General features: G+C 61.3%; 22 protein-coding genes and 1 riboswitch. Of the genes, 8 read left to right on the top strand and 14 right to left on the bottom strand.

What is annotated here, in order from left to right; all coding sequences use genetic code 11:
* Window positions 1-16: 16 nt before the first annotated feature.
* The 7 genes from dapF to DFO46_RS17830 form a co-directional block, all read right to left on the bottom strand.
* Window positions 17-925 (bottom strand): diaminopimelate epimerase, encoded by a 909-nt coding sequence (dapF, locus tag DFO46_RS17860; protein WP_120278429.1) that lies wholly within the window; start codon window positions 923-925, stop codon window positions 17-19.
* Window positions 926-1,012: 87 nt separating this feature from the next.
* Window positions 1,013-1,618, bottom strand: a complete 606-nt coding sequence (locus DFO46_RS17855; protein WP_120278428.1) for a thiamine phosphate synthase — start codon at window positions 1,616-1,618, stop codon at window positions 1,013-1,015.
* Window positions 1,615-2,391 carry a thiazole synthase gene (locus DFO46_RS17850; protein WP_110791276.1) on the bottom strand — a complete coding sequence of 259 codons (777 nt, stop codon included), beginning with the start codon at window positions 2,389-2,391 and terminating at the stop codon, window positions 1,615-1,617. Before DFO46_RS17850 ends, DFO46_RS17855 begins: the two co-directional genes overlap by 4 nt.
* Before the next feature lies 1 nt (window position 2,392).
* Complete coding sequence (thiS, locus tag DFO46_RS17845; protein WP_120278427.1) at window positions 2,393-2,590, bottom strand: sulfur carrier protein ThiS; 198 nt, start codon at window positions 2,588-2,590, stop codon at window positions 2,393-2,395.
* Complete coding sequence (thiO, locus tag DFO46_RS17840) at window positions 2,587-3,570, bottom strand: glycine oxidase ThiO (protein ID WP_120278426.1); 984 nt, start codon at window positions 3,568-3,570, stop codon at window positions 2,587-2,589. Before thiO ends, thiS begins: the two co-directional genes overlap by 4 nt.
* Window positions 3,567-5,405, bottom strand: coding sequence for a phosphomethylpyrimidine synthase ThiC (gene thiC / locus DFO46_RS17835; RefSeq protein WP_120278425.1), 1,839 nt, complete (start codon window positions 5,403-5,405; stop codon window positions 3,567-3,569). The genes thiO and thiC overlap by 4 nt, the downstream gene beginning before the upstream one ends.
* 92 nt (window positions 5,406-5,497) lie before the next feature.
* Window positions 5,498-5,618, bottom strand: a riboswitch (TPP riboswitch).
* Between the two features lie 47 nt (window positions 5,619-5,665).
* The gene (locus DFO46_RS17830; protein WP_120278424.1) at window positions 5,666-6,751 is read right to left on the bottom strand and encodes an MBL fold metallo-hydrolase; all 1,086 of its coding nucleotides are present in this window, start codon (window positions 6,749-6,751) and stop codon (window positions 5,666-5,668) included.
* Between the two features lie 308 nt (window positions 6,752-7,059).
* On the opposite strand from DFO46_RS17830, the gene ffh reads away from it, so the two are divergent.
* From ffh to trmD, 5 genes are all read left to right on the top strand, one after another.
* The gene (gene ffh, locus DFO46_RS17825) at window positions 7,060-8,631 is read left to right on the top strand and encodes a signal recognition particle protein (protein WP_120278423.1); all 1,572 of its coding nucleotides are present in this window, start codon (window positions 7,060-7,062) and stop codon (window positions 8,629-8,631) included.
* A gap of 11 nt (window positions 8,632-8,642) precedes the next feature.
* Complete coding sequence (locus DFO46_RS17820; RefSeq protein WP_120278422.1) at window positions 8,643-8,963, top strand: chorismate mutase; 321 nt, start codon at window positions 8,643-8,645, stop codon at window positions 8,961-8,963.
* A 66-nt stretch (window positions 8,964-9,029) separates the two neighbouring features.
* Window positions 9,030-9,404, top strand: coding sequence for a 30S ribosomal protein S16 (gene rpsP, locus DFO46_RS17815; RefSeq protein WP_110791283.1), 375 nt, complete (start codon window positions 9,030-9,032; stop codon window positions 9,402-9,404).
* A 122-nt stretch (window positions 9,405-9,526) separates the two neighbouring features.
* Window positions 9,527-10,105: a ribosome maturation factor RimM gene (rimM, locus tag DFO46_RS17810; RefSeq protein ID WP_120278421.1), complete on the top strand. Its 579-nt coding sequence runs from the start codon at window positions 9,527-9,529 to the stop codon at window positions 10,103-10,105.
* Window positions 10,106-10,111: 6 nt separating this feature from the next.
* Window positions 10,112-10,813 carry a tRNA (guanosine(37)-N1)-methyltransferase TrmD gene (gene trmD / locus DFO46_RS17805; RefSeq protein WP_120278420.1) on the top strand — a complete coding sequence of 234 codons (702 nt, stop codon included), beginning with the start codon at window positions 10,112-10,114 and terminating at the stop codon, window positions 10,811-10,813.
* On the opposite strand, the gene DFO46_RS17800 is transcribed toward trmD, so the two are convergent.
* The gene (locus DFO46_RS17800) at window positions 10,795-11,541 is read right to left on the bottom strand and encodes a sulfite exporter TauE/SafE family protein (RefSeq protein ID WP_120278419.1); all 747 of its coding nucleotides are present in this window, start codon (window positions 11,539-11,541) and stop codon (window positions 10,795-10,797) included. The two genes, trmD and DFO46_RS17800, sit on opposite strands and share 19 nt — an antisense overlap.
* 271 nt (window positions 11,542-11,812) lie before the next feature.
* Here DFO46_RS17800 and rplS point away from each other — a divergent pair, with 271 nt between their 5' ends.
* The gene (gene rplS, locus DFO46_RS17795; protein ID WP_110791287.1) at window positions 11,813-12,346 is read left to right on the top strand and encodes a 50S ribosomal protein L19; all 534 of its coding nucleotides are present in this window, start codon (window positions 11,813-11,815) and stop codon (window positions 12,344-12,346) included.
* Window positions 12,347-12,521: 175 nt separating this feature from the next.
* Here rplS and DFO46_RS17790 read toward each other — a convergent pair whose 3' ends face one another.
* The 3 genes from DFO46_RS17790 to leuC all read right to left on the bottom strand — a co-directional run bounded on the left by DFO46_RS17790 (window position 12,522) and on the right by leuC (window position 15,582).
* A complete protein-coding gene (locus DFO46_RS17790; protein WP_120278418.1) occupies window positions 12,522-12,920 on the bottom strand; it encodes a VOC family protein in 399 nt (132 codons plus the stop codon).
* Window positions 12,921-13,145: 225 nt separating this feature from the next.
* Entirely contained in the window at window positions 13,146-13,976 is an 831-nt protein-coding gene (locus DFO46_RS17785; RefSeq protein ID WP_110791288.1) for a DMT family transporter, read from the bottom strand.
* A 196-nt stretch (window positions 13,977-14,172) separates the two neighbouring features.
* Entirely contained in the window at window positions 14,173-15,582 is a 1,410-nt protein-coding gene (gene leuC, locus DFO46_RS17780) for a 3-isopropylmalate dehydratase large subunit (RefSeq protein WP_120278417.1), read from the bottom strand.
* Window positions 15,583-15,946: 364 nt separating this feature from the next.
* Between leuC and ppk2 the strand changes: the two genes are divergently transcribed.
* Window positions 15,947-16,852, top strand: coding sequence for a polyphosphate kinase 2 (ppk2, locus tag DFO46_RS17770; RefSeq protein WP_120278415.1), 906 nt, complete (start codon window positions 15,947-15,949; stop codon window positions 16,850-16,852).
* A 9-nt stretch (window positions 16,853-16,861) separates the two neighbouring features.
* On the opposite strand, the gene DFO46_RS17765 is transcribed toward ppk2, so the two are convergent.
* Entirely contained in the window at window positions 16,862-17,683 is an 822-nt protein-coding gene (locus DFO46_RS17765; RefSeq protein ID WP_120278414.1) for an amino acid ABC transporter permease, read from the bottom strand.
* Between the two features lie 37 nt (window positions 17,684-17,720).
* The gene (locus DFO46_RS17760) at window positions 17,721-18,518 is read right to left on the bottom strand and encodes a basic amino acid ABC transporter substrate-binding protein (RefSeq protein WP_120278413.1); all 798 of its coding nucleotides are present in this window, start codon (window positions 18,516-18,518) and stop codon (window positions 17,721-17,723) included.
* A 220-nt stretch (window positions 18,519-18,738) separates the two neighbouring features.
* Here DFO46_RS17760 and DFO46_RS17755 point away from each other — a divergent pair, with 220 nt between their 5' ends.
* Window positions 18,739-19,245, top strand: coding sequence for a nuclear transport factor 2 family protein (locus tag DFO46_RS17755; RefSeq protein ID WP_120278412.1), 507 nt, complete (start codon window positions 18,739-18,741; stop codon window positions 19,243-19,245).
* Between the two features lie 58 nt (window positions 19,246-19,303).
* On the opposite strand, the gene DFO46_RS17750 is transcribed toward DFO46_RS17755, so the two are convergent.
* Window positions 19,304-20,134 (bottom strand): aldo/keto reductase, encoded by an 831-nt coding sequence (locus tag DFO46_RS17750; protein ID WP_120278411.1) that lies wholly within the window; start codon window positions 20,132-20,134, stop codon window positions 19,304-19,306.
* Window positions 20,135-20,198: the final 64 nt, after the last annotated feature.

The following is a 20,198-nucleotide window of genomic DNA, read 5'->3' as shown; positions in this document are numbered from 1 at the left end:
CCTTGTCGCGCGGAGGTCACAGGGTGGCGGCCTCTGCATCGGCGCTCACATCGCGCTGCCAGCTTCCGGTCACCGGATCAACCGTGCCGGACCACTCCCATTCCGCGGGACCGGTCATGACGACCTTGTCGTCGGCACGCCAGTCGATGGTCAGCGTGCCGCGATTGGGGCTCGACGCCACCGTGATCGTCAACTTGCGCTCGGTGCGGCCGGTACGCGCGGCGGATACGCCTGCGGCGCAGGCAGCGGAGCCGCAGGCGAGCGTCAGGCCAGCGCCGCGTTCCCAGGTGCGCGTCACCATTGATGTCTTCGAGGTGACTTGGGCCAGCGTGATATTGGCCTTTTCCGGGAAGATCGGATGGTTTTCCAGGAGCGGACCGAAGCGTTCAAGGTCATAGGTCATCGGATCGCGATCGACCCAGAAGACGGCATGCGGATTGCCCATCGACATGGCCGAGGGCGAATGCAGGATCGGCGCGTCGATCGGACCGATCTGCAGCTCGATGCGGCTGGTGTCGTAGAATTCTTCAGACAACGGGATCTTGTCCCAGGCAAAGACCGGCTTGCCCATGTCAACGGAGATCGTCCCGTCCTGATGCTCGACCGCGTTCAGGATGCCGGCGATCGCCTGGAAGGTGAAGCTCTTGCGGCCGGTTTCGGCGGCAAGCGCCTGCACCACGCAGCGCGTTCCGTTGCCGCAGGCCTGGGCCTTCGAGCCGTCGCAATTCAGGATGTCGATATAGGCGTCGGTGCCGTCGACCCTGGGATCATGGATCGCCATGATCTGGTCGAAGGCGGTCGCCGGGTCGGCAGCGAGCGCAATTGCCGCAGCCGGCGTCACCCGGTCGGTGCGACCGCGCATGTCGACGACCAGGATCTTGTTGCCAAGCCCGTTCATCCTCGCGAATTCGACCCGATCCGACATCTTCACTCCACAAAGCTGCATTTTCAGCCTATATGGCGGAAATGCAGCCGAATTACCAGTGGAGCGACCAAAACCGCGCATGCATGGTCAACGCCATGGTTCGGTCACTTCAAGCCATTCCCGGGTTCGCGCCTCAGGATCGGCATTGAGCGTGATGTCGGTGACCACCGCGGCGCTGTCAGCACCTGCTGCAAAGACACCGGGAAGCCGGTTGGGCCGAAGCCCGCCAATGGCGACCAGGGGCAGAGGAGCGATCTTTTCCTTCCACGCTGTCAGCCGTTCCAAACCCTGCGGCGCCCAGGGCATTTTTTTCAGCATCGTCGGATAGACGGGGCCGAGGGCAATGTAATCAGGCTTGGCGGCCAGTGCGGTTTCGAGTTCCACCTCGTCATGGGTCGAGAGACCGAGCTTCAGGCCCGCGCTGCGGATGGCTGCGAGATCCGCCGTCGCCAGATCCTCCTGTCCCAAATGCACGAAGTCGCAGGCCTCGTCGATGGCGATCTGCCAGAAGTCGTTGACGATGAGCTGGCAGCCGTGGTCGGCACAGCATTGCCGGGCGCGGCGGATGTGCTGGCGAAGCACGCTCTCCTCGGTATCCTTCATCCGCAGCTGCACCAGCTTGACCCCCAGCGGCACAAGCCGCTCAATCCAGTCGGCATTGTCGACGATGAGGTAAAAGGGATCGAGCTTCATGCGAAGACCCCCTTTCCGATGACGGGGGTGGATGGCACGGCCATGTCGCGCGGCTCCAGCATGCCGGCTTGATGGGCGATCTGTCCTGCCTCGATCGCCTTGGCAAAGGCCTCGGCCATATCAGCCGGATCACCCGCGCTGGCGACGGCGGTGTTGAGCAGCACGGCGTCATAGCCGAGTTCCATCACTTCAGTCGCATGGGACGGGCGACCGATGCCCGCATCGACAATCAGCGGCACGTCGGGGAATTCCGCCCGCATGGATCTGAGCCCCGGCAGATTCTGCGGCCCCATTGCGCTGCCGATCGGGGCGCACCAGGGCATCAGCACGCGGCATCCGGCGGCAAGCAGCTTTTCCCCGACCACCAGATCGTCTGTGGTATAGGGGAAGACCTCGAAGCCTTCGGTCACAAGGATCTTTGCCGCTTCCACCAGTTCGAAAACGTCGGGCTGCAGCGTGTCGTGATGGCCGATCACCTCGAGCTTGATCCAGGTGGTGCCAAAGACCTCGCGTGCCATCTTTGCCGTCAGCACCGCCTCGCGGGCGCTGTGGCAGCCGGCGGTGTTGGGCAGGACGTGAACGCCGAGATCGCGGATCAGCTGGAAGAAGGCGCCGCCCGCCTTGCCGCCCGCGGTTTCTCGGCGCAGCGAGACGGTGACGATCTCGGTCTTCGAGCGCCGCACGGCCTCCGCCAGGATTGCGGGCGAGGGGTAGCGCGCGGTGCCGAGCAAGAGGCGTGAGGAGACGGTCTTGCCATAGAGTTCCAGGGCCATCTCAGCCTCCCTGCATGGGCGAAAGGATCTCGATCCGGTCGCCCTCCTTCAAGGGATGGGCGGCGCGCTCCTCGCGGTGCACCAGGTCGCCATTGACGGCGGTGGCCAGCCAGTCGCCCTCATAGTCGAGCTTGGCGAGCAGATCGGCGAGATTGCCGGCATCGAGCTCCAGGGCTTCTCCGTTGACGGTGAGCTTCATGCGCTCCTCCTTCTCTCAGATGCGTTTGAGGTCGTCAGCCTCTCTGCCGCCTCACGCGCCAGTGCTGGAGCCAGGAGAAAGCCGTGGCGGTGCATGCCGGCGACTGCCAGGCCTTCGGAGGTTTCGATAAGGCGGGGCACATTCTCCGGGAAAGCCGGGCGGATACCGGTGCCGGTTTCCACGATGCGCGCCTCGGCAAAGGCCGGGTGCAGGGCATAGGCTGTGTTGAGCAGTTCCATCATCGAACGCGCCGTGATCGGCCCGTCATCCTCAGTCTCGATCATGGTCGCGCCCAGCATGAACAGCCCGTTGCCGCGCGGCACGATATAGAGCGGGTGGCGGGGATGCAGAAGGCGCACGGGACGGGAGAGGGTGACGTCACCTGTTTCGAGATATAGCATCTCGCCGCGCACCCCGCGCAGGCCTTCGATCTCACCGATCGCCTGTGGCCCCCGGCAATCGACGACCCTCGCATAGTCTCCCGCATCACCTGCCTCCTCCCCGAAGCGGAAGGAGACACCGAGCTTCCGCGCCGCCTGATAAAGACCCCGCAAGGCCTGGCGGGGATCGAGATGGGCCTCCTCTGAAAAGAAGAGGCCGGTGCCGAAGCGCCCCGCAAGATCAGGCTCCAGCTCTGCGATCTCTTCCTCGCCTAGCCAGCGATGGCCGCGCGTGCGCGTCGCAAAGCGCTTGAGGTCGGCAAGATCGCGGGGATTGGCCAGCACGAGCGTGCCTCGGCGCTGGACGAGACCCGGCACGGCCTCGTCCCACCAGTCGGCGGCGGCAAGACCTGATGTCAGCACGATCTCTTCCGCCGCCTCCCGCTCGCAATAGGGAGCGAGCATGCCGCCCGCCCAATGGGAGGCGCCAAGCCCGATATCGGGCCGGCGCTCCACGACCTCGACGGAGACACCCCTGCGCGCCAGTTCCAGCGCCGTCGCCAGCCCTGCAACACCGGCGCCTTTTACGAGAACGGTCATGACCGCTCCCCCGTTTCGAGTGCTTCGATCTCGTCCGCTGTCATGTAGAGATCGCCGCCAGCGCGGTATTTCTCCGCCATGGCGGTCAGGCCCTCCTTCTGGGCCTCGGCGCGGATGTCATGAGAGATGCGCATCGAGCAGAATTTCGGCCCGCACATCGAGCAGAAATGCGCGACCTTGTGCGCCTCCTTCGGCAGTGTCTCGTCATGCATGGAGCGCGCCGTTTCCGGGTCGAGCGACAGGTTGAACTGGTCTTCCCAGCGGAATTCGAAGCGGGCGCGGGACAGCGCATCGTCGCGCAACTGGGCTGCCGGATGACCCTTGGCGAGGTCGGCGGCGTGCGCCGCGATCTTGTAGGTGATGACACCCATCTTGACGTCGTCGCGGTCGGGCAGACCTAAATGCTCCTTCGGCGTGACATAGCAAAGCATCGCCGTGCCGAACCAGCCGATCATCGCGGCACCGATGCCGGAGGTGATGTGGTCGTAGCCGGGTGCGATATCCGTCGTCAGCGGTCCCAGCGTATAGAAGGGGGCCTCGCCGCAGGTCTTCAGCTGCTTGTCCATGTTCTCCTTGATCTTGTGCATGGGGACATGACCGGGACCCTCGATCATCACCTGGCAATCCTTCTCCCAGGCAATCTTGGTCAGCTCGCCCAGCGTCTCCAGTTCGGCAAACTGGGCGGCATCATTGGCATCGGCAATCGAGCCGGGGCGCAAGCCATCGCCCAGCGAGAAGGAGACATCGTAGGCGCGGCAGATGTCGCAGATCTCCTCGAAATGCTCGTAGAGGAAGCTCTCCTTGTGATGGTGCAGACACCACTTGGCCATGATCGAACCGCCGCGCGAGACGATGCCGGTGACGCGGTTGACGGTCAGCGGGATGTAATGCAGTCGAACGCCGGCATGGATGGTGAAATAGTCGACGCCCTGCTCGGCCTGTTCGATCAGCGTGTCGCGATAGACCTCCCAGGTCAGGTCCTCTGCAATGCCGCCGACCTTTTCCAGCGCTTGGTAGAGCGGCACGGTGCCGATCGGAACCGGCGAATTGCGAATGATCCAGTCGCGGATGTTGTGAATGTTGCGGCCTGTCGAGAGATCCATGACCGTATCGGCACCCCAGCGGATCGCCCAGACCATCTTCTCGACCTCTTCGGCCATGGAGGACGTGACGGCCGAGTTGCCGATATTGGCGTTGATCTTCACTAGGAAATTCCGGCCGATGATCATCGGCTCGAGTTCCGGATGGTTGATGTTGGCCGGGATGATCGCCCGTCCCAGCGCGATCTCCTGCCGGACGAATTCGGGCGTCACATAATCGGGGATCGCGGCGCCAAAACTTTCGCCGTCGCGGAGGAGCGCTTGCCTTACAGCCTTCCGGCCAAGGTTTTCACGAATGGCCACATATTCCATTTCCGGCGTGATGATGCCGGCACGGGCATAGGAAAGCTGCGTCACGGCCTTGCCGCCCGTGGCGCGAAGCGGGCGATGATTCACGGGAAACACCGGCGTCATCTTTTCCAGCGAGACGAAGCCGTTGTCCTCAGGCTTTACATCGCGTCCGTCATAGGTCTCGACATCGCCACGCGCTTCGACCCAGGCCGTTCGATGGCGGGCAAGCCCCTGGTCGATGGCGATGGTCGCCTGCGGGTCGGTATAGGGGCCGGAGGAGTCATAGACATTCACAGGCGCTTCGCCGGAGGTCGGGTGCAGGGCTATCTGGCGCAGGGGGACGCGAATGTCCGGATGGATGTCTCCTGCTAAGAAGATCTTGGTCGAGGCGGGAAGCGGCCCGGTGGTGACGACGGGCCTGTTGAAGTCAGGGGCAATGTTCATCGTGGAGCTCCAAGTGTTCAGGTTGGAGACCCAGTCATGTCAGCCGGAATGATGGAAAGACGCCACGGGATTCGGGTGTTCGAATCGTCGTTTTTGCAGCGCTTGCACCGTCCCTACGCCAGTATGAACTGGATCAGGTTCAACGGGTCACCGCGCTGCCATTGTGGCGTAGCGATATCTCAGCCCCTTGTCGGGACACCCCTGGTGAATGCGTGAAGTGTGGTCAAAAGCGTGGTCGCTGTCAACGCGGAACGTGACGCTCAGGCAACCGCACGCGGAACCTCGAACTGTTGGCCGGGTATCAAGCCCTTAAAGCGCTCGGTTCCGACGCCTGCCGAGGACATAGCCGCTACAAGCGCATTCGGCGGATCATAAATGCCTTCATTGGTCAGCTGGAAGGTGCCGAAGTGGTGACCGATGCCGAAAGCCGCACCGCTCAAGCCGAAGCCTGCGATCGCTTCCTCCGGGTTCTGGTGCTGCGCCTTCATGAACCAGCGCGGCTCGTAGGCACCGATCGGCATGATGGCGAGCCTGATGTCGCCATGCTTCTCGCGAATCTCGCGATAGTGGATTCCGTCCGCAAAACCGGTATCGCCGATATGGTAGATCTTGCCGCTTGGTGTTTCCAGGACGAAGGCCGCCCAGAGCGCCATCCGCCGGTCGCCCATGCCGCGCGCCGACCAGTGGTGACAGGGCTCGCAATGGATAATGACGTCATTGCCAATCTCGATCCGGTCACCCCAATCCATAACGCTTGCCTCCATCTGAGGCACATCGCTGCGGATGATCGTGTCGTTGCCGAGGGGCGTGACGAGGCGCGGGCTGCCCCGCTCGATCAGACGTTTCAGGGTCGCGATGTCGAGATGGTCGTAGTGATTGTGCGTCACGATCACGATGTCGATCTTCGGCAAATCGTCGAAGGCAACGCCGGGTGGATTGTTGCGTTTCGGCCCGGCAAAGGAGACCGGGCTTGCGCGTTCCGACCAGACCGGATCGGTCAGGATGTTGAGGCCCGCCGTCTGGATGAGCAGGGTCGCATGGCCGACCATGGTGACAACAAGCCGGCTCCCTTCGACGCGCGGTTCCGGCTTGGTCGTGACGAAATTCGCTGTCGCCACCGCCTTGGGCCAGTCGATCTTGCCCCCACCGAATTGCCAGCGGAGCAGATCGGTGAAACCGCGGGGCTCTTCCCCACCCGGGTTGAAGAACACCTTGCCGTCGAAATGATCCGAGAGGGGACCAGAATAGTAGCGATTGCCCGCCTGCGCTTCGCGCATGCCGAGACCTCCCAGCGTTGCGGCAACGAGCCCGAAGCCCGACCATTTGAGAAAGCTGCGTCTGTTCATGGCTTACACATATGTGGTTTCGTCAATTCTACGACAATAGGCCTGTTGCAGATCGCCAAACGGGCTCGGAATGCCGCAAAATCGGGAGTTCGCTTGACTTCCAGACTGTTTTCCTGTTTATCCGCCGCAATCTGCGAAGAGACGAGTACTCCGAGCCGCCGACCGGGACCCGAAAAGGTGTAAAGAGATCCCGGAGGTCAACACCCGACAGCGCGATGCGCCCTCGGGTGCTTTTTGGCTTTGCGTCTTGTTTTCCGCGTGGAGAAGACCGAGGTTTGGGTTTCCCCTGACCATGCAAGGAAGAGCCGATGTTTGAGAACCTCCAGGACCGACTTGGATCCATTCTGAATGGACTGACCGGCCGTGGCGCACTGTCCGAGGCGGATGTCTCGGCCGCTCTGCGCGAGGTCCGTCGTGCCCTTCTCGAAGCTGACGTCGCTCTCGAAGTGGTCCGCGCCTTCACCGAAAAGGTCCGCGAAAAGGCTGTCGGTGCGGCGGTTCTCAAATCGATCAAGCCCGGGCAGATGGTCGTCAAGATCGTCCATGACGAACTGGTCGAGATGCTCGGCACGGAAGGTGTCTCCATCGACCTCAATGCCGCAGCCCCCGTCGTCATCATGATGGTCGGCCTGCAGGGTTCGGGTAAGACGACCACCACCGGCAAGATCGCCAAGCGCCTGACGGATCGCGAGAAGAAGAAGGTCCTGATGGCCTCGCTCGACACGCGTCGTCCGGCCGCCCAGGAACAGCTTCGCCAGCTTGGCGTGCAGACCGGCGTCGACACGCTGCCTGTTATTGCCGGCCAGTCTCCGACCGATATCGCCAGCCGCGCCGTTCAGGCCGCGAAGCTCGGCGGTCATGACATCGTCATTCTCGATACCGCCGGCCGTACGCATATCGACGAGCCGCTGATGATCGAGATGGCCGAGATCAAGGCCCGCTCCAAGCCACATGAAATCCTGCTCGTTGCCGACTCGTTGACCGGCCAGGACGCCGTCAATCTCGCGCGCAACTTCGACGAACGCGTCGGCATCACCGGTCTCGTGCTGACCCGCATGGACGGCGATGGCCGCGGCGGTGCAGCCCTGTCGATGCGTGCCGTCACCGGCAAGCCGATCAAGCTGATCGGCGTCGGCGAAAAGATGACGGAACTCGACGAGTTCCATCCCCGCCGTATCGCCGACCGTATCCTCGGCATGGGCGATATCGTCTCGCTGGTCGAAAAGGCCGCCGAAAATATCGATGCCGAAAAAGCCCGCGCCATGGCCGAGAAGATGGCCAAGGGCAAGTTCGACCTCAACGACCTCGCCGAGCAGATCAAGCAGATGCAGGCCATGGGCGGCATGGGCGGGATCATGGGCATGATGCCGGGCATGGCCGGCATGAAGGACAAGATTTCGGCCGCTGGCCTCGACGACAAGGTCTTCAAGCGCCAGCTCGCGATCATCTCTTCGATGACCAAGGCCGAGCGCGCCAATCCAGACATCCTCAAGCATTCCCGCAAGAAACGGATCGCAAGCGGTTCCGGCACCGACGCCTCCGACATCAACAAGCTGCTCAAGATGCACCGCCAGATGGCCGACATGATGAAGGCCATGGGCGGCAAGAAGGGCGGCGGCATGATGAAGCAGATGATGGGCGGTCTCGCTTCGAAGATGGGTCTCGGTGGTATGGGTGGCGGCATGGGCATGCCGGATCTGTCGAAGATGGACCCGAAGCAGCTCGAAGCGCTGGCCAAGCAGGCGGAAGCCGCCGGCCTCAAGCCGGGCGGTTTGCCCGGTCTCGGCGGCGGTGGCTTGCCCGGCCTGGGCGCGCCGAAACTTCCAGGCCTCGGTGGTGGCGGTTTCCCGGGCCTTCCCGGCCTGCCGAAGAAGAAGTAAGGAGAGCCCTGATGATCGATCCGTCCGTCAAGGAGCAGCTTTCCGGCTATCGCCAGTCGATCGACAACATCGACGCGGCGCTGGTCCACATGCTGGCGGAACGCTTCCGCTGCACCAAGGCCGTCGGTGTGCTGAAGGCCACCCACGAATTGCCGCCGGCCGATCCGGCGCGCGAAGAATACCAGATCGCTCGCCTGCGCCGCCTGGCCCAGGACGCGCATCTGGATCCGGATTTCGCCGAGAAGTTCCTGAACTTCATCATCACCGAAGTCATCCGGCATCATGAAGCCATTGCCGCCGAACATGGCGGTGTCACCGAAAAGACCGCCTGACGGCGGCCTCAACAAGAAAACGGGCATGCTTCGGCGGCCCTTATGACAAACCAAGGAGTTAAGTGCATGTCCCTCAAGATTCGTCTCGCCCGCGGTGGTTCCAAGAAGCGCCCTTACTACCAGATCGTTGTTGCCGACGCCCGCTCGCCGCGCGACGGCCGTTTTCTCGAGAAGGTTGGTTCCTGGAACCCGATGCTCGGCAAGGACAACGAAAAGCGCGTTGAACTGAACGCCGACCTGATCAAGGAATGGATCGCCAAGGGCGCCCAGCCGACCGACCGCGTCCTGCGCTTCCTCGCTGAAGCCGGTCTGGCCGAGCGCGCAGTTCGCAGCAACCCGGACAAGGCAAAGCCGGGCAAGAAGGCTCAGGAACGCGCCGCTGAAAAGGCTCAGAAGATTGCTGACGCCGCTGCCGCTGCTGCCGAAGCCGCTGCAGAATAAGCGATCTTAGATCGTTTCAGGCGGGCGGTGGGTCTCCCACCGCCCGTTTTTGCGTTTTCTTTCCCCCTCGTTCCGCCTAAAAGAGTGAACGACGAGAACTTGTTTCAGGACTGCATATCCCCATGAGCACGCTGGAAAATCCGATATTGATGGCCGTCATTGGCGCCGCCCAGGGGTTGCGTGGCGACGTTCGGGTGAAAACCTTCACCGAGGATCAGCTCGGGCTCGCCGATTACGGCGTACTCTACAGCGCGGATGGCCGGAAGTTCGAGATCCTGGAGATCCGCGACGGCAAAACTGTGGCGATCGTTCGCTTCCGTGGCGTCAATGACCGCAATGCCGCCGAAGCCCTGAACGGCACGGAACTGTTCGTCAATCGGGACGCCCTGCCCGACGAGGATCTCGACGACGACGAGTTCTATTACGCCGACCTCGAAGGGCTCGAAGTCTACGATGCGGAGAACAATCACTACGGCGCCGTCACGGCCGTTTACGACTTCGGAGCCGGCGACCTTCTTGAACTGAAGGGCCCGGGCAAGCGTCCCGTTCTCATTCCCTTTTCCGAAGCAGCCGTGCTGGAAATCGACCTTGAAGGCGGACGCCTGCTGGTCGATCCGATCGCTGCGGGCTTGAAGGACGACGGCGAAGAAAAACCCTATGGTGCTGGCGGTGGCAAGCCCCGCCCCAATGGCGGTCGCTGATTTCAGATGGGCTTCAAAGCTTCGATCCTGACGCTCTATCCGGACATGTTTCCGGGGCACCTCGGCCACGCTCTGGCAGGCCGCGCGCTGGAGCGTGGCGACTGGTCCATTGAGGCAGTCCAGATCCGTGACTTTGCCGAGGACAAACATCGCAGCGTCGACGACACGCCCTCCGGCGGTGGCGCCGGCATGGTGTTGAAGCCGGACGTCCTGGCGCGCGCGATCGATTCCATAGCCGACGATGGAAGACCCCGCCTGCTGATGAGCCCGCGCGGCCGCCCTCTGACGCAGGAGCGTGTTCGCGAGATTGCAGCTGGTGACGGTGTCCTGATCGTATGCGGCCGGTTCGAAGGGGTCGACCAGCGCGTTATCGAGGCCCGCCAGCTCGAAGAAGTCTCGATCGGCGACTACATTCTGTCCGGCGGCGAGCCTGCCGCCCTGACGCTGCTGGATTCAGTGGTTCGCATCCTGCCGGGCGTCATGGGGAACCAGCTGTCTGGTGTGCATGAAAGCTTCGAAGGCGGGCTCTTGGAGCATCCGCATTACACGAGACCCCAGGTCTTCGAAGGCCGCGAGATCCCTGAGGTTCTGACATCAGGCAATCACGCCGCAATTGAAAAATGGCGGCACGATCAGGCCGTGAAACTCACCCGCGAGCGCCGACCGGATCTCTTGGCGAACGTGTCCGCTCAGCCGGTAACGAAGTAATAGACGGCAAGTCCCAGGCCCGCCGCAACCACCATCCAGCGAAGCACGTCCTGCGGCACTTTCTTTGCCACCGCAACACCGGCATAGCCACCGGCCGCGGCGGTCGGGATCATGACCAGTGCATGCAGCCACGACAGCGCCCCGGCACTGGCAAAGATGATGATGGCGACAGCCGCAATCACGATCGACAAGAAATTCTTGAGCGCATTCAGCCGATGATAGTCGCCGCCGCTCGCAAGGCCGAGCGAGGCCAGCATCATGATGCCCATCCCGGCACCGAAGAACCCGCCATAGAACGACGTGATACCCTGAAGACCCAGTCCTAGAGGACTTGCGGCGTGCCCCTCGCCCTGCGTCTTCGGTCTAAGCTTCGGCCCGGCGGCAAAGACCGCCGTGGCGCCGAGGAGAAGCCAGGGTACCATTGACCGAAAGGCCGGATTGGACAGCGAGATCAGGAACAGGGAGCCGCAGACCGCGCCGATGGCCGAGACGATCGCAAGCAGGACAGCCCCACGCCAAAGCCCCTTGAACTCGCGTCGATAGGCAAGTGTCGAGGTGATATAGCCGGGAAACTGGATCACCGAAGAGGTTGCGTTCGCGGCAATTGGCGGCAGCCCGGCAAGCGTGAGGGCGCCGAAGGTCAGAAACGTACCGCCGCCGGCGATCGCATTGACGCCGCCGGAGAGGAAGCCTGCGACGAACAGGATGACGATCATGGTTATGGACATGCAGGCTTTGTCTCCAACAGGAGGGCAAGTCTTAGGGACAGAACCCTTGCCCAGCAAGGCGCAACACCCTGCGGATCAGGAGAATTTACATCACCAGGGGTGACAAGCAGGCCGTCATGGTGTAATGGCGCCCTCGGACATGGGCAAAAGCCCGTCTGCCAAAACAAAGAACCGCGTATCCGCTCCCGCCTTTCGAGGCAAGATCCTGAGGCTAGACCCAAGGGATGATCGTTGAGCGCTCTGGCTGTTTCAGAAGAAATTGAGGTTAGACATGAACATCATTCAGCAGCTGGAAGCCGAACAGGCCGCCAAGATCGAAGCCAAGCGCAAGCTTCCGGAATTCTCCCCGGGCGACACGCTGCGCGTCAACGTCACCGTCAAGGAAGGCAACCGTACCCGCGTGCAGGCCTATGAAGGCGTTTGCATCGCTCGTTCGGGCGCCGGCATCAACGAGAGCTTCACGGTTCGCAAGATCTCCTACGGCGAAGGCGTCGAGCGCGTATTCCCGGTCTACTCGCCGCTGGTCGAAGGCGTCGAAATCGTTCGCCGCGGTAAGGTCCGTCGCGCCAAGCTCTACTACCTGCGCGATCGTCGCGGCAAGTCGGCTCGTATCGTCGAGAACACCGGCACCCGCGCCCGCAAGCTGAACGACGCCGAGCGCGCCGCCGTTGCCGAAGAAAAGGCACGTCTGGAAGCTGAAAAGGTCGCAGCAGCACAGGCTTTGGCCGCCGAAAAGGCAGCAGCAGAAGCCGCTGAAAAGGCCGCTGCCGCTGAAGCAGCAGCAGCAGAAACATCGGCTGAATAAGCCGACCAGTCGGACTTTCGTCCTGCATAATAGTCTTTGCGAAGGCCCGGCTCGTCCGGGCCTTTTGCATGTCTGGACGTCGGATGGTGATTTTGGCTGCTGAAGCTGGAGTTTGAGTAGCAACGGAGCAGAAAACCTAGATACGCTTCGCTGAATCGTTGCTCTCATCCGTGGGTCAAGGTGCCGAGTTGAACACGGCCTCGATGTGATGTCCGTCTGGGTCGACCACGAAGGCGGCGTAATAGTTTGGTCCGTAGTGGGCTCGCAGTCCTGGACCACCGTTGTCTCTACCTCCGTGCTTAAGCGCTGCTTTATGAAAAGCGACGACTGACTTCCTGTCTGGCGCTGCGAAAGCAAGATGAAAGCCTGGGCCCGGCGGACGCTGCCCCTCTGGCCTAAACTTGATGGCAAGCTTATCGCCGCCGCCCTCGGACCCATAGCCGACCGCCTGGTCGGCTTCTCCCGGCCGCAGATCTTCCCAAACCCGCACATATCCAAGAGAGCCAAGAGCCGCGTCGTAAAATGCAGCGGCGCGCTCGATATCGGAAACACCTAATGAAGCATGATGTAGCATTCGTCCTCCGATTTCGGGGTGCTAGCCTTTGCATCAAACCCCCGGTTGATGTGACTGCACGGAGCTGATCGGCAACAACCCGGATACGCCACCGATACTTATAGATACCCGTGCAGAAACCTATAGCCGCCAAACTCCTTGCCGTTATGTTTCTACAAAACCTGCATCCCTTATGTAGGTTTTCTGTTCCGTCGCTACTCAAGCCCCAAGCTTGAGCCTCAAGCGTTACAGGCTGACGCTGATCGCACCACCGGCGACAATCAGGCAGGCCAGCAGCCGCCGCACCGTCAGTGGCTCGCCCAGCACCAAAGCGCCGATCAGGACGGCGAAAACCACACTGGTCTCGCGCACTGCCGTCACCAATCCTGCCGGTGCATGGGCGTAGGCGACGACAACTAGGCCATAGGCCAGCATCGCCACGACACCGCCACCGGCAGCCTTCCAGGTGGCCGATGCCTGCAGATCGATGCGCAAGCCCCGCCGCGTGACGATATAGGCGAGCGTGATCATGACCCCGAAGAGGAAGAGGACCCAGAGCGCATAGGAGATCGGCTGCTCAACCAGCTTCACGCCACGCGAATCCACCGTCGAATAACAGGCGATGATCAGACCGGTGGTCAGCGCGAACAGGATCGACGAGGTCGCGGCCCGCGTCTTGCCGAGCGAAAGGCTCATGATGCCGGCAGCGATCAGCACGACGCCGAGCGTCTGGAACGGTCCGAGGATTTCACCGAAGAACAGGAAGCCTCCCAGCGTGACCAGGAGCGGCACCGTGCCGCGCACGATCGGATAGACCTGGCCAAGTTCTCCGTGGCGGTACGCAGCCACCAGGAAAAGGCTGTAGCCGACCTGGAGGCAGGCCGAGAGCAGAATGTAGGGCCAAGCCGGGGCAGCCGGCAACGGCAACATCAAGAGAAAGGGCAGCGTGATGATGCTGCCGGCAAGGCTCATGATGGTGATTGACCAAAGCCGATCGGCACCAGTGCGCAGGAAGGCATTCCAGCTGGCATGCAGGATCGCCGCGATCAGCGCCAGGCAGACGGCAACGGTACTCACGACCGCGACCTGCAGCGGGAGACAAGGCTGGTGGGTGATGACATGAGAAAAATCCGGAAGCGCAGCATGACAAATTTATGACAGCGCGACGATAGCGCCTTCCATCATCGTTGCAATCCAGAGAAGCGCTTCACGCAAAAAAGAAACCGCCCGCAACGAGGCGGGCGGTCCAAAGTCATAGCAAGCTCCAGTGGGCTTACTGCCAGTCGCGGATATCGACGAAATGGCCGGCAACGGCAGCAGCAGCAGCCATGGCAGGCGAGACCAGATGAGTGCGGCCCTTGAAGCCCTGACGGCCCTCGAAGTTGCGGTTCGAGGTCGAAGCGCAGCGCTCGCCCGGCTTCAGCCGGTCGTCGTTCATCGCAAGGCACATCGAGCAGCCCGGCTCACGCCAGTCGAAGCCGGCTGCCTTGAAGATCTTGTCCAGACCTTCAGCTTCCGCCTGTTCTTTGACCAGACCCGAGCCCGGTACGATCATAGCCGAGACGGTCGGGGCAACGGTCTTGCCTTCGACGACCTTGGCCACTTCGCGCAGGTCTTCGATACGGCCATTGGTGCAGGAGCCGATGAAGACGCGATCCACGGCGATATCGGTGATCTTGGTTCCAGGTGTCAAACCCATATAATCGAGTGCACGCCACTTGGAGGTACGCTTGTTCTCGTCCTGGATTTCATCCGGGTTGGGCACCACGCCCTGAACCGAGATGACGTCTTCCGGTGAAGAACCCCAGGAGACGATCGGAGGCAGTTTGGCGGCGTCAAGCACGACGACGCGATCGTAATGCGCGCCTTCGTCGGTGTGCAGGGTCTTCCAGTAGGCAATCGCCTGCTCAAGCGCCTCGCCCTTCGGTGCGCGCGGTTTGCCCTTGATGTATTCGAAAGTCTTTTCGTCAGGCGCGATCAGGCCGGCGCGGGCGCCACCCTCGATCGTCATATTGCAGATGGTCATGCGACCTTCCATCGACAGTGCGCGAATGGCTTCGCCGGCAAACTCGATGACATGGCCGGTACCGCCGGCGGTGCCGATTTCCCCGATGATCGCGAGAATGATGTCCTTGGCCGTGACATGGTCAGGCAGAACGCCATCGACACGCACCAGCATGTTCTTGGCCTTCTTCTGGATCAGCGTCTGGGTTGCCAGAACGTGCTCGACCTCGGAGGTGCCGATACCATGCGCAAGCGCGCCGAAGGCACCATGCGTTGAGGTATGGCTATCACCGCAGACGATGGTCATGCCGGGCAGCGTGAAGCCCTGTTCCGGGCCGACGATGTGGACGATGCCCTGACGCTTGTCGGACGCCGAGTAATACTCAACGCCGAATTCGGCAGCATTGTTGGCGAGCGCCTCGACCTGGATGCGGCTCTCCTCGTTCTTGATTCCGAGGTGGCGATCCGGGGAGGTCGGAACGTTGTGGTCGACAACTGCCAGCGTCTTTTCCGGGGCGCGCACCTTGCGGCCCGTCATGCGCAGGCCTTCGAAAGCCTGCGGGCTCGTCACTTCATGCACGAGGTGACGGTCGATGTAGAGAAGACAGGTGCCATCGTCCTGCTGATCGACGACGTGATCGTCCCAGATCTTGTCGTAAAGGGTGCGGGGTGCGCTCATGGGTGCGTTCCATCCAGACTGAGGAAAAGAAAATTCTTGGTTTTGTGAAGGAGCCGTCAATGCCGCGAAAGCGGCGGATCGCAATCAGCCTCGAAGGCTGGCGAGTGCGCCGGAAATGCGCGCAAAAAAGCGTGCCGGCAGACGCTTGTGATCCTGCAGCACGATGAACTGGTTTCCGAGGCATCCGAATTTCGATCCCATGAGGCGTGCCATAGCAGTTTTAAGGCGAAACGGCAATCTCGCCATGACGGCAGACTGCGCCGCAGCCCTCTCAAATTTCACGCCCCCTCTTTCTGTGACATGTCTGTCATACGGGCTTTGTCGAAGCATGGTTGATGTGGACCACCACACGGAGGATCACTCGATGTCCGCATCGACCCAGGACGACCTGAACCGCATCAAGAACGAGATTGTCGACAGCTTCGACGAGGAGCTGGAGCTCCAGATGGAAGAGGAGCGCATCGAAGATTTCATCAGCGAGGGGATGTCGGAGCCAACAATCGACCGCAGGCTTTATTTCCGCGACCTGTTCAAGCTGCAACACGAACTGGTGCGCCTGCAGGACTGGGTTCAGTACAAGAAGCTCAAGGTGGTCGTGCTGTTCGAAGGCCGCGATTCGGCCGGCAAGGGCGGCGCAATCAAGCGTGTCACGCAGCGCCTCAATCCCCGCGTCTGCCGCGTTGTGGCCCTGCCAGCGCCGACGGAGCGGGAACGCACCCAGTGGTATTTCCAGCGCTATGTGCAGAACCTGCCGAGCGCCGGCGAAATGGTTCTTTTCGATCGCTCCTGGTACAACAGGTCAGGCGTCGAACGGGTCATGGGCTTTTGCACCCAGGACGAACTAGAGGAATTTTTCCGCTCGGTTCCCGAGTTCGAACGTATGCTGGTGCGGTCGGGGATCATCCTGCTCAAATACTGGTTCTCGATCACGGACGAGGAACAGGAATTTCGTTTCCGCATGCGGATCAATGACCCTCTGAAGCAGTGGAAGCTCTCACCGATGGACCTGCAGAGCCGCGTCCACTGGGAAGCCTATACCCGGGCGAAGGAAGACATGCTGGAACGCACCCATATTCCCGAGGCGCCGTGGTGGGTCGTGCAGGCCGTCGACAAGAAGAAGGCAAGGCTCAACATGATTGCCCATCTCCTGTCGCAGATCCCGTATGAAACCGTACCAAAGCAGGAAATCGAGTTGCCGGCCCGTGTCCGCAACGCCGATTACATCCGCCATCCGGTGCCGCCAGAAATGTACGTGCCGGACCTCTATTGAGGATCCGGCTCAGTGCTTCGCGCGGTTGCGCATCCGCTTCTCGAAGTCGCGCAGCACAATCGACAACCCGATCGTCAGCACCAGATAGACATAGGCGACGATCGAATAGGTTTCGAAGAAGCGGAAGGAGCCCGAGGCGTAGACCTTTCCCATCTGGGTAATGTCGGCCACGCCGAGCACTGAGACGAGAGAGGAATCCTTGACCATCGCGACGAAATCATTCGAGAGCGGCGGGAAGATTACCCGGATCGCCTGAGGGAAGACAACCAGCCGAAAACGCTGGCTGCGGCTCAAGCCCAGGGCCTTGGCGGCCTCGATCTGCCCCTTGTCGATCGACTGGATACCGGCCCTGAAGATCTCCGCGATGAAGGCAGAATAGCCGATCATCAAGGCAATGATGGCGCGCCACATCAGGGAAAAATCGCGAACGACCATGGGCTCGATCAAGCCCGCATTGATCAGCGGACTGACAAGCAGATTGAATGCCGCAACGAAGGCTGGCGCACCGACAAAGGCGACATAGAACAACAGAACCAGGATCGGAATGCCGCGCACCACTTCGACATAGAAGCGGGCCATCTGGCGCAGGATCTGACTGTCGGACATGCCGAGAAGGGCGACAAGAAGACCCAAGGCCGCAGCCAGCAGAAATCCGACCAGCGTCACGAAAACCGTGACGCCAAGCCCCTTTACAACCGTATTGAAAACCTGAGCGTAGAGATCACTGGCGAAAATGACCAAACCCAGCGCAACGGCCAACACGACGAAGGCGACCAGCCACCACGGCCGGTCGCCCTTCGGATCACCCTGGGGCAAAGTTTGGAACGCCATCAGCCGCTGACCTTCGTGACAGGGGCGGCCAAGGGGCTCATTCGCCCATCTTATAGTCGAGGAACCACTTCTTGTTCAGGGCATCCAGCGTGCCGTCAGCCTTGAGGGCCGCGATTGCCGCATTGACCGGCGCCACCAGATCGGAGCCCTTCGGGAAGATGAAGCCGAAATCTTCCGTGCCGAGCGGCTCGCCCACGATCTTCAGGGCACCGTTGGAGGCCGCGACATAGCCGTTTCCGGCCGTGCTGTCGGTCAGGACGAGATCAACATCACCAGCTTTCAGAGCCTGCACCGTTGCACCGAAGGTCTCGAACAGCTTGATGCGCGGGTTCTGCTCATTGCCGTCCAGAACCTCGTAAACAGCCGTATAGAACGGGCTCGTGCCCGGCTGTGCGCCGACGAGGCCGCTTTCGAGTGCCGCGAAGCTCTTGGCATCGGTGAAGCGGGTTTCGTCCCCGCGAACCAGCATCAGCTGCTGCGAACGCATGTACGGATCGGAGAAATCGACCTTTTCCTTGCGATCATCCTTGATGGTGATGCCGGTCATGCCGATATTGTACTGGTTGTCCGACACCGCCTGAATCATCGCATCCCATGAGGTGTTCTGGTACTCCACCTTGAAGTTCAGCCGCTTGGCGATCTCGTTCATCGCATCATATTCCCAGCCGATCTGCTGGCCCGTCTTCGGGTCGACGAATTGCAGCGGCGGATACGCGTTCTCCGTCACGACGACGACGGATTTACCGCCGAGATCCGGCAAAGCGTCGGCGTGGGCGGTGAAGGGCAGAAGCGCGAGAGTGGACAGACCGGCAAGCACAGCGCGGCGAAACAGCATGGAAACCTCCGAAATTGTAAGGGTGCAGAGTGTCACATCTTGTTCCCTGCTGGCAAGGGACCAGCCGGAGCGGTTCCGTTCCGCCCATCACCTTGACACTTTAACAGAAGCGAAACGAAGCGTAGTTCTGTATTCCAGACCAGCACAGAAAAATCTGCCTCCTTTGACCGGAGGCGCGTGGAACATATGTGTACTCTCCAACCCTCTGAAGGATGATCCCATGATTGGAAGAACCGCATATGTCCTGATGTCGCTCAGCCTCCTTGCGCCGCTTGCGGCCTCACCCGCAGCCCAGGCGCAGGAGGCTGTCGTCGCCGCCGCCGACAAGGAGGCTCTTTTCACCAGCCCAAACCCGGCATTGAATGCCAACAAGCAGGTGGTCTACCACATCATGCGCGACCTGCTGGAAGCGGGCCATTGGGACAAGGCCGACCAATTCCTGAGCGAACGCTACCTGCAACACAATCCCACGGTCCCCTCGGGGCGCGACACGGTGGTGAACTTCTTTACAAACGTGGTGAAGGTCGAAAAGAAGCCGATCCCGGACAAGCTGACGACTCCTGTCGTCTTCGTAACCGCTGAGGGTGATCTCGTCACCGTCGCGACCGTCCGGGAGGAAAAGGATCCGCAGGATCCGACCAAGACTTACACAACCACCTGGTATGACACCTGGCGGATCGTCGACGGCAAAGCCGACGAACATTGGGATGCTGCCGTTAAAGAGTAGAAAAAATGAGGCTGCGCCGTAGATTGCGACGCAGCCTCCATTTGAACTTGGTTCGAACTCAGAAGGTGGCGGTCTTGGGATCTGGCCCGATGCGGGCTCCGGCATGATCCAGCCGACCGAACACCTGCAAATCCTCGGCGGAAAGCTTGAAATCGAAGACCTTGAAATTCTCGATGATGCGCGATGGCGTCACCGACTTCGGAATGACGATCAGACCGTTGTCGATGTGCCAGCGGATGACAACCTGCGCCGGTGTGCGCCCGAGGCGCTCGGCAATTTTCCCGATCTCCGGATGATCCAACAGCTTGCCTTGGCCAAGAGGGCTCCAGGACTGCGTCGCGATCTTGTGCTTTTCGTGGAAGGCTCGAGCCTCGCGCTGCTGGAAATCGGGGTGCAGCTCGATCTGGTTGAGCACCGGCACCACGCCCGTCTCGGCAACGATCCGCTCGATATGCTCCGGATAGAAGTTCGACACACCGATTGACTTTGCCCGTCCCTCCTCCCGGAGTTTCACGAAGGCCTTCCAGGTGTCGACAAACAGGCCCCGATGCGCTGAGGGCCAGTGAATGAGGTAGAGATCCACATAGTCGGTCCCGAGCCGCTTCAGGCTCGCATCAAAGGCCTTGAGGGTTTGCTCGTAGCCCTGATCGTTGTTCCAGAGCTTGGTCGTGAGAAAGACGTCCTTCCGGTCGAGTCCAGAACGCCGGATGCCGTCGCCAACGCCCTCTTCGTTCTCGTAGACCGCAGCTGTATCGACATGCCGGTACCCCGCGTCGAGCGCAGCCTTGACGGCCGGTGCTGCTTCATCGTTCGGCGTCTGCCAGACCCCAAGGCCGACCTGGGGGATCGTGTTGCCGTCATTGAGGGAAATAAATGATTGTTCGGTCATGATGGGAATCTCCAAAACGAAATCGAAGGCGGGGGAACGCTGGTCCGCAGGTGACGGACGGGCT

Source organism: Rhizobium sp. AG855 (genome assembly GCF_003610655.1).
GTDB classification, from domain to species: Bacteria; Pseudomonadota; Alphaproteobacteria; order Rhizobiales; family Rhizobiaceae; genus Allorhizobium; species Allorhizobium wuzhouense.
Note: the sequence above shows the minus strand (reverse complement) of the source record. Positions and strands in the feature narration are given on the sequence as shown.